Origin of the sequence: Pirellula sp. SH-Sr6A (assembly GCF_001610875.1) — a bacterium.
GTDB lineage: Bacteria > Planctomycetota > Planctomycetia > Pirellulales > Pirellulaceae > JBKCUI01.
In genome coordinates this window covers 449,807-461,877 of sequence record NZ_CP011272.1, presented here as the reverse complement: position 1 = coordinate 461,877, position 12,071 = coordinate 449,807, and the positions used below count along the sequence as shown (strand labels likewise).

The 12,071-nt window shown below is 55.2% G+C and carries 7 protein-coding genes; 4 read left to right on the top strand and 3 right to left on the bottom strand.

Going from position 1 to position 12,071, the window contains the following annotated elements; genetic code table 11:
- Positions 1–11 precede the first annotated feature (11 nt).
- On the top strand, positions 12–1,016 hold the full coding sequence (locus tag VN12_RS01515; protein ID WP_146675174.1) for a hypothetical protein: 1,005 nt from the start codon (positions 12–14) through the stop codon (positions 1,014–1,016).
- 96 nt (positions 1,017–1,112) lie between these two features.
- Here VN12_RS01515 and VN12_RS01510 read toward each other — a convergent pair whose 3' ends face one another.
- On the bottom strand, positions 1,113–2,720 hold the full coding sequence (locus tag VN12_RS01510) for a TolC family protein (RefSeq protein WP_146675173.1): 1,608 nt from the start codon (positions 2,718–2,720) through the stop codon (positions 1,113–1,115).
- A 265-nt stretch (positions 2,721–2,985) separates the two neighbouring features.
- On the opposite strand from VN12_RS01510, the gene VN12_RS01505 reads away from it, so the two are divergent.
- Both VN12_RS01505 and VN12_RS01500 read left to right on the top strand, forming a co-directional pair.
- The gene (locus tag VN12_RS01505; RefSeq protein ID WP_146675172.1) at positions 2,986–6,231 is read left to right on the top strand and encodes an efflux RND transporter permease subunit; all 3,246 of its coding nucleotides are present in this window, start codon (positions 2,986–2,988) and stop codon (positions 6,229–6,231) included.
- Positions 6,221–7,585 carry an efflux RND transporter periplasmic adaptor subunit gene (locus tag VN12_RS01500; protein WP_168164142.1) on the top strand — a complete coding sequence of 455 codons (1,365 nt, stop codon included), beginning with the start codon at positions 6,221–6,223 and terminating at the stop codon, positions 7,583–7,585. Before VN12_RS01505 ends, VN12_RS01500 begins: the two co-directional genes overlap by 11 nt.
- A gap of 29 nt (positions 7,586–7,614) precedes the next feature.
- On the opposite strand, the gene pyrF is transcribed toward VN12_RS01500, so the two are convergent.
- Together pyrF and VN12_RS01490 are read right to left on the bottom strand one after the other, a co-directional pair.
- Positions 7,615–8,499, bottom strand: a complete 885-nt coding sequence (gene pyrF / locus VN12_RS01495) for an orotidine-5'-phosphate decarboxylase (RefSeq protein ID WP_146675170.1) — start codon at positions 8,497–8,499, stop codon at positions 7,615–7,617.
- Positions 8,500–8,590: 91 nt separating this feature from the next.
- Positions 8,591–9,430, bottom strand: coding sequence for a YdjY domain-containing protein (locus tag VN12_RS01490; protein WP_146675169.1), 840 nt, complete (start codon positions 9,428–9,430; stop codon positions 8,591–8,593).
- 184 nt (positions 9,431–9,614) lie between these two features.
- On the opposite strand from VN12_RS01490, the gene VN12_RS01485 reads away from it, so the two are divergent.
- Positions 9,615–11,534, top strand: a complete 1,920-nt coding sequence (locus VN12_RS01485; RefSeq protein WP_146675168.1) for a hypothetical protein — start codon at positions 9,615–9,617, stop codon at positions 11,532–11,534.
- Positions 11,535–12,071: the final 537 nt, after the last annotated feature.

The following is a 12,071-nucleotide window of genomic DNA, read 5'->3' as shown; positions in this document are numbered from 1 at the left end:
CGAGGGAGACGATGGGGCGCAAGCACAGCGAAGAGCAACTGGTCGGCGATGACTGCTTTATGGATACGATCGCGAACTTGATCGGGATCCTCATCATCCTGGTGATGATCGTGGGGGCGAGAAGTTACACGTCGGCTAAGCAAGTTGTCGCCAGCGAGATCGATAAGCGACGCGAAGCTCTCCAGCAGCCTCGTGAACTTTCGAGACGGATCGAGTCGGACATCGACGACCAAGTGGAACAGATGCAGCGATACGAAATCGAACTCGCCAACCGAAGCATGGAACGCATGATGCTCATCGATTCCGTGACGATCGCGAAGCAGGATTTGGAGAAGCGATTGGGAGAGCTGAAAGACGAAAACCGCGAGGATGTTGAATCCAGCTTGGAATTGAACGAGCTGCAGCAGCAACTGGCGGATCTACTCAAACAGGAAGGGGAACTCGTGCAACAACAACGCCCCGCTGCCATCCTGCAACATCTACCCACACCGATGGCAAAGACCGTTTTTGGTCATGAAATCCATCTTATGTTGACCAAGGGCTTGGTGACTGTCATTCCCTGGAATGAATTGGTCGAAACGCTCAAACGCGAAGCCCGTGGGGCTGTGCAACGGAACACGCAAAAGAGCCAAATCACCAACACGCTGGGACCGATCTCAGGATTCTCAATGAAGTACTCTCTGAAGAGTCAATCGGGAATGATGAGCGATGGCTCCACCATGCGCATGGGACGATTGGTCGAGCTCGATAAATTTGTACTTGTCCCCACCGCGGACATCCTGCAGGAATCTCTCGACGAAGCATTATCAACAACGGGACGTTTGAGGGCTGAACTGGCCTCGCACAGCGATAAGAATGTGACGGTGACCGTCTGGGTCTATCCAGATAGCTTTCAGGTGTTCCGAGAACTCAAAGAGCGGCTGTTCCCTGAGGGATATTTGTGCGCCGCTCGGCCACTTCCCTTCGGCGTTCCCATCGGAGCATCCCCCAACGGAGCCTCGAGCACGGCCCAATAAGCTCCTCGGCGCAATCGCTTGCGCGTCTCCTACACACGTGTTGGGAGATCCATTGTCATACATTCAGGACGCGTGAGGTCGTATCGGAACGACGCCTCATTCCGATTTCGCGAAGGAAGCGTCGACGGGCCAGCCGAGGGACCACTGCAGCTGAAGTTGCGCTCGATTGAAGTTGGCAATGGCATTGAGGTATGCTCGTTGTGCGGCCTCCAAAGCTTGGATAGATTGCAGAGCCTCAATAGGTAGCCCCTGTCCATCTCGTATGCGATCCATATTGCGGCGATAGGAGTCGCTGGCGGTCGCGATGGCTTTTTCGGCAACAGCGATCTGCTGCCTTCGCATCGTGACCTGCACATTCGCCTCCGCCACTTGCTGAGCGACAAGGTCCATCCATCGCAGTTTCTCGAATGTCTCTTGCTGTACCTGTGCATTCCGTTCGTTCCGAGCGCCTCGTTCACCAAATCCCAGGTTGCGGGTTTCCCAGACCATCATGGCATCGATGTCGTATCGACCACCAAAGTTCTCGGCGTTGCTTCCGAGACCTCCTCCAAAGCTTGTCGTACTAAATCCGAGCAGAACGCTTGGAACGAATGGTGCGTACTTCTCTCTCTTGAACGCTTCGCATGCTGCGGCGACGAGCGCCTGGGATTCTTTCAGCTCCGGCCGGACCGACAATCCCATCGCAATCAACGATGCTTCTTCGGAAGAGGGAGGGGCTAACTCTAGTGGAACGATGACTGGTTCTTGAGGGAGTAGCTTGCTCGTCATCGTGACGCTCAGCTCCCGAGCCAAGCGGGTGGACGCGACAAGTTGGCGTTCTTGCGCCGACAACAGTCTGGATTGCAAAAGCGCTATCTCGGTCGCTGTCCGATCGGCATCCGATTGAAGCCCCGCGCCAGCGTCGGCATAGTCCCGAGTTACCTTTGCCAAGTCTTCCGTTCGCGTGGCGGATTGAGAAAGTATCTCTTGGTCCTGATAGGCCTCGAGCAACTCCATGTACGCCATGGCACCCTGGAGCAACTGCTGATTCAATGCAGCATGGGCAGCATGGGAACGCGCCCAAGCGGTCTTCTCCGCGGCCTTGGGTAAAAACAATGCATCGGCCAAATGGAATTGGGCCACGATACCGGGTTGGGTTGGAGAGCCCGCTGCGACAGCACCCGCCCCAAGGCCATAGTTCATCGAATTCAAATTGACGTCGACGATCGAGCCGTCAACTGCCTGGTAATTCCCATCTCGGCGACGATAGTTGAACCCGGATTGAATACTGGGCAGCCACATAACCTTCGCACGATCGAGCCGTGCATAGGCCTCTTGCACACGCCAGCGGGCAAAACCGACGACGGGGTGTTGCCCCCCGATCATCGCGAGCGCTGTGGGAAGATTGATCGGTACCACATTCGGTTCACCGATTTGTTCCGAAGTGACATTTGCGGTCGCTAGGGTAGGTGCTTCTTCGATGGCAGACGCTTCGCGAACGAAACCGGTTGTGGATGCCAGGGCAATGGTGCCTTCTGGAATGGAATGCGGTGCATGGTTGACCTCCGCGATACCCGATGCGACGGGTTCCCGCATGGGAGGTAGGGGCAAGGAAGAGACGTCGGGACGAGAGGTTTTGGAGTGGTTTGCCGGAGTTGTCGCGCACCCAGGGAGGGTAAGAACTCCCGATACCCCGAGTGCCCAAGTCAAGTAAGTTCGTTTCATTTCGACAATTCCCTCCAGCTCATCTCATTCCAGCATCCGTCTGGATCGCTTGTACGGAATCTGTTTCGGCCTCCGATAAATCCTGCGCTAGGGTCTGTGAGGAACAAACGGCGAATTCTAGGTTCAAGGATGTGGGGGGAATCGAATGCACGGACTAAAATGATGACCACAATTTGGTAAAGTCTACGGCTTGGCTTAAGGTGAACGACTGCGGAAGCCTTGCGGGCCCTTATTGATTTCGTTGGTCGACTCGGAATTCTTTTGAATGCAACTCATCCTTTCAGCTATGCGCCGTCCAGCAACTGTGATGGTGCTGGTACTGAGCTTGGCCCTCGGTTGCTTCTTGGCCGTTGGACCGTCGATTTTTCAACAGTTCAAATGGTCCTACCCATCGGGCTTGCCGCGGGGGATGGAAGTCGACATCTTCCCGAAACTCAATTTGCCGGTGATCTATGTTTGCCAGCCCTACGGTGGGATGGATCCAGCGCAGATGGAGGGCTTCTTAACCAACTACTACGAATACCATTTTCTGTACATTAGCGGTATTCACCACGTCGAGTCGCGGAATGTCCAGGGCACCGCATTGATGAAGCTGTACTTCCATCCTGAGGCCAATATGGCCCAGGCGATGGCGGAAACGATCAATTACGTCAATCGATCCCAGGCCTTCATGCCGCCGGGGACGGTTTCTCCCTTCGTCATGCGATTCGATACCGGCTCGGTACCCGTCGGTTATCTGGTTCTTTCAAGCGACACGCGAAGCATTGCCGAAATTCAAGACCTCGCGCTCTTCCGCGTCAGACCGATGTTTTCGAGTTTGCCCGGAGTATCCGCACCGCCGCCGTTTGGTGGCAGCGCTCGATCGATCGTCATCACAGTCGATCCGAAGAAACTGCAGTCCTATAGCATGTCTCCGGATGAAGTCATCGTTTCCCTTACAAAAGGGAACACTCTCAGTCCTTCGGGGAACATTCCCATTGGGGATAGTTACCCGATCGTTCCCGTCAACTCGGTCGTGAAAGATCCCCAACAGCTTGGCACTATCCCGATTCGTATGGGTGAGAATCCCGTATTCCTTCGCGATGTGGGAACAATCCAAGATTCCGCCGACGCGCCGGCCGGTTACGCGTTGGTCAACGGCAGACGAGCTGTGTATATCCTCGCTACGAAGCGGGCCGAAGCTTCCACCCTGAGCGTGATCAATAACATCAAGAACGCGCTTCCAAAAATGAAGGAGGCGCTCGGTACGGACGGGGAAGGAATCGATGTGCGCTTCGAATTCGATCAATCTCCATACGTCACGCGGGCTGTAGGAGGGGTGGTCAGCGAAGGCCTACTTGGAGCGTTCTTGGTGGGATTGATGATACTCCTGTTTTTAAGAGATTGGCGCAGCTCGCTGATCGTTGTCCTCAACATCCCTCTCTCCCTCTTCGCGGCTGTACTCGCATTGTGGATTTCAGGTCAAACCATCAATCTGATGACTCTCGGAGGTTTGGCGTTGGCGATTGGGATTCTCGTCGATGAAGCGACAGTGTCGATCGAAAACATCCACTCTCACCTGCAACGAGGTGTTCCGTTAGCACGAGCCGTTCGGGACGGTTCGCTGGAAACGATCCGTCCACGACTTTTGGCAATGCTCTGTATCCTCGCTGTCTTTGTCTCGTCATTCTTCATGCAGGGGGCCGCCAGAGCCTTGTTCGTCCCCCTCTCGCTCGCGGTCGGCTTCTCCATGATCGCATCCTATTTCCTCTCTAGTACCTTCGTACCGGTGATGGCGGTATGGCTTCTCAAAACCCATCATCCTGGTGCAGGTGAACACCCGACAAAGGCGACCCTGTCCTGGTTTGATCGCATGCGTCACGCCTACGAAGGGACTCTCGGCAGTTGGGTTCAACTACACTGGGTTATCGTCCCCGTCTACTTGATCCTCTGTTTTGGAGCCGTGGCGTGGATCACCCCGTCGCTGGGACGAGGCGTGTTTCCTGTGGTGGATGCAGGACAGTTTCGATTGCGTATGCGAGCTCCCGATGGCACCCATATCGAAAAATCGGAGTCGCTCGCCAAACAAGCACTCTCGGTCATCGGTGATGAACTTGGACGGGACAATATCGAACTCACGCTCGGTTACGTTGGAATGATCCATTCCAACTTCCCAGTCAACGCGGTGTATCAATGGTCCCGTGGTCCAGAGGAAGCAATCCTGTACATTGACCTCAACGATGCGATGCATCTTCCAGATGAGATTCTCAAGGAACGAGTCCGAAATCGGCTGGCCAAGGAAATGCCCGACGTGCGATTCTCATTCGAACCATCCGATATCGTCAATGAAGTCATGAGCTTTGGCTCTCCCACACCCATCGAAGTCGTGGTGAGTGGTGCGGACTTTGCCAAGAATCGAATCTTCGCTGATAAAATCAAAACGGAACTGGCTACTATTCCGTCGCTACGCGATATCCAAACGGGACAGTCGATGGACTATCCGACCGTTCAAGTCAATGTGGACCGAGAGAAGGCAGGCATGGCCGGTCTCACACCCGTCGATGTCTCGCGCGCCCTCGTGACTGCGACCTCTTCAAGCCGCTTCGTCGTTCCAAACTATTGGGCCGAACCGAAGAGCGGCGTCGCATACCAAGTCCAAGTGGAAATACCGCGCCCTGTTGTGCGGTCTCCGTACGAAGTCGAGACGATTGGGTCCGTGGAGCAGTTGGGACGTATCCCGCTCCGAAAGACGGACTCTAGCCAAGTCCTGATTCGAGATGTGGCGTCGATCGAACCGGGCACCATGCCCGGGCAATACGATCGCTACAACATGAAACGTCAAGTCTCACTCACCGCGAACATCTCCGGTGCAGACCTTGGTTCGGTTTCTTCGCAGGTTTCCGATGCGATCCGACGCGCTGGGACGCCGCCGACGGGCAGTACGGTAGAAATACGTGGTCAAATCCCACCGATGCAGGAGATGGAGGCGGGGCTTTCGATCGGATTGCTGCTGGCAATCATCGCGGTATTCCTTCTGCTCACTGCGAATTTTCAGTCTATCCGATTGGCATTGGTCACGATCTCGACCATCCCTGCCGTGGTTGCAGGGGTGGTTCTGATGTTGTACGTCACTCGGACGACGATCAATGTCCAATCGTTTATTGGAGCGATCATGGCAGTGGGAGTCGCGATGGCCAACGCGATCCTTTTGGTGACCTTCGCGGAAAAGCGACGGACCGAATTTCGTAATATTTCGCGCGCTGCCGTAACGAGCGCTGGGAGTCGCCTGCGGGCGATTTTGATGACTAGTTTCGCGATGATCGCTGGCATGCTCCCCATGGCGCTCGCTCTCGGCGAGGCGGGGCAGCAAAACGCCCCGCTCGGACGAGCGGTCGTGGGAGGCCTGATCGCCGCAACCTTTTCCACGCTCTTCCTATTACCCTTGTTCTTCACGTTGTTGCAGTCTAAGGCGAGTCTGAAGTCTGCGTCCATGGACCCCGATGATCCTGAGAGTCGATACTATGCCGTCTAATTTGAATCCTCTCCCTAGACGATGGAGTTGGGCGACACTCACCTTGTGCGCGACCCTTGCGGGATGCAGTGCCCCCAAAGGCCGCGATGCGGCTGGGGACGCGCCCAGCGCGAGTCAGTCGGCAATCGATCGTGTCTCCGCTGGCAAACCCGTTAAAAAGACCTTGCAGCTCTTCACGGAACAGCCTGGACGCGTCGACGCTTTTGAGTCGGTTCCCGTCCTCTCAAAGATCTCCGGGTATGTCTCGACCGTTCATTTCGATATCGGCGACCCTGTAAAAAAGGGAGACGTGCTCCTTCGTATTCATGCCCCTGAATATCAGGATCAAGTCAATCAAAAGAAGGGCTTGCTCGCTCAAGCGGAGGCGCAAATCAAGCAAGCAGAAGCTGCGTTCGCGGCCGCTCAAGCTGCAGTAAACTCCGCCAAAGCGATGGTCGCGCAGGCCCAAGCGAGCTTGTCTCGCAATGAAGCGGAGTTCGCACGATGGGAGTCCGAAAGCGAACGCATTCAACAATTGGTGAACAAAGGGTCTGTTACGTCAAAACTCGCAGATGAGACGTTGAGTCAGTTCGAGGCCTCCAAAGCGTCCAAACTCGAGACCCTTGCGGCGATCGAATCGGCGCGGGCATTGGAGCAGGAAGCAATCGCCAAGGTTGGGACTGCAGCCGCAGATGTCGAAGCGGCCAAAGCGAAACGGAACGTTGCCGAGGCGGAGATCCAGCAAGCCGAAACGATGATGACATACACCGAACTCATCAGTCCGCTAGACGGGTTTGTGATCGGACGCAAAGTCGATCCAGGACATTATGTGCAACCAGCCGGCTCCAACAATGCGCAGCCATTGATGACGGTTGCGAATGTGAGCCGAGTACGTGTCTTCGTCAATGTTCCTGAGCAAGAAGCCGCGTGGGTCGACGCCGGTTTTGAGGATCCGACCAAGGGGGATAGTGTGACCATCTTAGGTCAGGCCGTCGCGGGCGGAGCAAAAGAGGCGAGAGTGACCAGGACCAGTCTGCAACTCGACGCGCAGAGCCGGACCCTCGCTGCGGAAATCGATCTAGACAATCCCGATTTGAAATGGCTCCCAGGAGCCTTCGTCACGGTCAAGATCCTACTAGAAGAACGCGCGGATGTTTTCACTCTCCCTGTCGCGGCGATCGTGAAGGATGGGGCCGCGACCGTTTGCTGCGTTGTGGTCAACGGGAAAATCGAACATCGAAAAGTCGAATTAGGACTGCGAGTTGGTAATGACGTGCAGGTGGCATCTGGGCTCGATGGGAGCGAAATGGTCGTGCTGGCCCGCGCTAGCTCCCTCGTTCCCGGTCAAGCCGTCGAGATAATCGTCCAGAAATAGCATCTCCAAACAAACGGTTCCGTCGGCCGCTATCGCAACTGTTCAATCATTTCCCGCGTGGCGGCCTCGACGGCTTGCGTCCAATCGCCTACCGAAGCGTACTGTGGTTTTTCGTGCGCGAAGATGATGCCTCTCGAACTGTTGACCACCGCGCCGAGCCCTCGCGAATCCAATCCGTGCCGGACGTCCTCGGCCGATCCGCCCTGTGCGCCGTAACCTGGGATGAGAATCCAAGCGTTTGGCATTCGCTGCCGCATCGCGATCAACTGCTCGGGATACGTAGCACCCACCACACATCCAACCGAACCATACCCGTTCGGCGAATCTGCCGTCTTCATTGCTTGTTCCTGAACGTAGTCCGCGACTCGATCGGAAATCGTCGCCCCATCAAGCGATAGATCTTGCATGAAACCGCTTCCTGGGTTGGACGTCTTTACCAGAACGAATATTCCTGCATCCGCTTCGATACAGCGATCAACAAAGGGATCCAGCGAGTCTTTGCCCAGAAACGGACTGACGGTGAGAGAATCCGCTCCGAACGGACTATCTGTTCCCAAGTACGCCTTCGCATACGCGGTGGCGGTCGAACCGATATCGTTTCTCTTTCCATCCAAGATGACCAGCAGCCCCTTCGAAGTGGCGTAACGGACTACTTGCTCCAAGACGCTCACACCTGAAGGGCCCAGCTCTTCAAAAAATGCGCTCTGGGGCTTTACGATGGGTACCAGTGGCGCAACGACATCGATGATCGAGTAACAAAATGTTCGATACGCATCTGCGGTAGCTTGCCATCCTCGGGCCCTCGGATCGACCCGCAGTACACCGGGCAACTGCTGCCACCTAGGGTCCAATCCGACGCAGACGGGATTCTTTTTCGTGAGAACGGCGGAAGTCAGTCGTGAGCCAAAACCCATGGATTCAAATCTAATTGGAGAGAGTCGATAGTATGTCGGAATGGACGTCGCAATGGACGTCGACGTGCGAAAAGGAAAAAGGGAACAGCCACTACTTCTTTGCCGGTGCTAGCAAGCGTGACACGGCATCAGGAATTGGCTTGTCGATGTACTCCGGTTTCGCCGTTTCATGTTCGGGTTCGGAACCAAATGCGATTTCGTCGGATAGCTTCAATACCAATCGAATCGGTGTGTTCCGCTTGGGGATGCGATCGGTGTAAGCATCGAATGCAAGGTTCGAATTCGCTTGTTCGCTCCGAACTACCAAGTCCATCGTCGAGGTTCCGAAGTTCGCAACACAAACCAACTCCCCGCTGTCAGCCATGTAGCGGCGTTCTTTGGTAAGTTCGTCAACGTACTCTTTGCTACCGGCGAAAACCCAATCCCATTTGAGCTGGTTCTTCGTACCCATGTGCCGAACCCACTTCTGAGCGATGGTCGCTTTGGCTTCCTCTTTGTCATCAAACCAAAGCACATAGATGCGAATCGTGGAGCCGTGCGCAGGTTTGAATGGCTCGAATTTCGCTGGTGAACCCGGCTTGGCACCGATCGCGAGAAGGGCCGCATGCACCAGTTGCGATCGCGCGAACACAGCGACGACCGACTCGTGTTCCTTCGTACCCGCGGGGCAGGCGAACATTTCGAGCGGTGCCTCACGCTGGGCAATGTATCCGTCGAGCACAACAACCTGCTCGTTTCGATCGATCCATACGCGATCGCTAGGATGGAGCGACTTGCAATCCAGCGGGGGAGCGAACGCTTTGGTTACACTTTCCTTCAACTCTTCCTTGCTCATCCATCGCTCTTGATCGGGCTGCTGCGCGAACAAGCGAGCGGAAAAGAGGAGAGTGGCCATAGCAACCCACAACGCTGATCGAAAAGGTGATATCATCCCGCTTGTGTCCTTGCGTTGTCTGGAACGAAACTTTTTGGCGTGTCTATACCCCAAGGTCGAATTTTGATGAAAACCGACGTGGGGCCAAGAATCATCAACTCGGCGCTTGCAACTTGAAATCCGGCAACAACAATTGGCCTTCGACATCTTATCATCAATCTCGAATCTGGACGAGACACCTATGGACTGGGTAAAACCCAAACACCGCGCGAAACAGCTTCAACGGCAAGAGGTGACGGAGAACGAAATCTCCGCGGGAGCTTGGCTCAAACAGCTTTGCGAAGACAACGTCGCACTCCTCCAAGCTTCGTTGCCAATCGACAACACCAAAAAGGCAAAGCGGACCGATGACTCGGCATCGATCGAATCCTATGTTCGCTCGATCGCGTGGGGAACCGGGGTTTGGGAAACAGAGTCGGACACTGGTCTGGCGATGCTGCAGGATTTAGTCCATTCCTTCGGTGGCGCCGCATCGAGATCCAGTCGCAAAGCATCGACACCTTCTCTCGCTCCGAATCAGATCGCTCACGCGAAGAAGATCGGAACTTGGATCACCCAGCAATTGCCTCGCGCCGGGTACGACCCATATGTGGCACTGACGTGCGCGGGCTGGATCCATGCCCTCCCTCACGTCGGTCGCGAGATCAGTCCTGCTCTTTGGCTCGAAGTCCTGCAGTCGATCATGACGCAAGTCAATCGCGGGTGGGAAGCTGGCCCGGAAGAAGGTCTCTTTCCCTGGATTCTGTGGGCTTGCGAAATTCCACTAGGGCTCGCAAAGCAATTGTCGCACCTTGGTGGCAAGGATCGAATCGTTAGCGATGCATTGAATCGTATCGCGCAGCTCCTCGAGGAATCAGCCGAAGAACCTGCGCCGTTGATGCGTTTGGGAGGGCAAGATCTGCGAGCAACTCTCGCTTCGATTGTCCGCAGCCGTTGGGCCGCCGATTCGGTTGGAGCCAGGAAGTGGTATCCACCCCAACGCAAAGCCATCACCAAACTCGCAACTTATGCGCTCGGTCTCACAGATACCGACGGTCGGCAGCTTCTCTTTGATGAAGCCGATACGAACCTGGATTCGGAGTTTTGGCTCGCCCTGTACGAACTCTCGGATCGCAATACTAAGCTCGCTAATACAATGGCTTGCGCCCTCCCAGACACGGTTGGGAAAGCCCTCCAGCTCAAACCAGCTCGCTTGCGGAAAGACAAATCATTGGATGCGTCGATGCCCAAGTTCAGCCATTATTGGGAGGCGAGCTCGATCGCTACCATGCGGCGTTCCTGGAGAGATCCAGGATGTCGGCTTGCAGTCGATTTCTCGAGCGATGTGATCTGGCTCGATCTTCTGGGCGAAAACGGCGCTCGAATCTTCTCGGGGGATTGGGATGTCGTTGTGGAAAAGGACGGCGTTCCTCAATTGATCGATCACGCGTGGCAAGAGCTTTGCTGGTTCTCCGATGACGATGTCGATTACTTGGAACTCGAATGCACAATCGGGGAAGAGTGCAAAATCCAACGTCAAGTCATGCTGATACGAGACGAAGGCATGGTCTTCTTCGCAGACGCTTTGATTGCTCAGGAATCGGCCCGATGGAAACTTCAATCGACTTGGTCGGTCGCGCATGGACTCCGATTTTCCTACGACGCGAAAGTCACCGAAGCAAGGCTTTGCAGCGATCACATGGATGAGACGGAGGGGGAAAGCGTCGCCCTGCTACTACCGGTCGCCATGCCTGAATGGCGACGCGCAGTCAAAGATGCTTCGCTCGAATGCCGGGACCATACCCTGCTCTTGACCGCGGAATGCAATGCGAAGAGCCTTTACAGTCCTCTCGTTGTAGCGCTCCAATCGCTAGGGAACACCAAAGCCTATACTTGGCGACAACTGACAATCGCGGAAGAACTACGCATCCAGCCTCGCGATATCGCAGAGGCGTATCGTCTACAGATCAACCGCGATCAGTGGGTCTTCTATCGTTCGCTTACGCCATGCACTCGCCGAACCGTCATGGGGCTTCACCTCAATACGGAATTCTATGCAGGACGCTTCTGTCCTGACGATGGCCAATTCGAAGCGATTGTCGAAGTCAATCCAGATGAATGACTTGCATCCATCTTCTCGATAGCCGACTTAACGAACCACTAGGGTTGAGCCTCTAGGGGTTACCTGTTGGTGCTATCCCTTTCCGATCTTTGCGCCTTTGCGAGACCCTTCTTGGTTTTGAGAGTAGGAAGAAGTTGCGCGCCAAGGCGCAACGACGCTAAGGATATAGGGGGCCGGGGATGGGAAGATGATCGAAGAGATAGAACTTCGATTTGGTCATCGATCGAATCACTATTAGGAGACCAACGATCTATATCCTGACCCTTTCCCCCTACCCTTCCATCCCTTTGCGGTCTTTGCGCCTTTGCGAGCCCCTTCTTGTTTTGGGAGTAGGAAGAAGTTGCGCGCCACGGCGCAAAGGCGCTAAGGATATAGGGGGCCGGGTATAGGACGACGATCGAAGAGATAGAACTTCGATTGCGTCGTCTATCGCATCCCTTTTCGAAGCCCGACATTCTCCATGCTCCTCCTCGCTCTTCACTCACTGCCATCCCTTTGCGGTCTTTGCGCCGTTGCGAGCCCCTTCTTGGTTTTCGG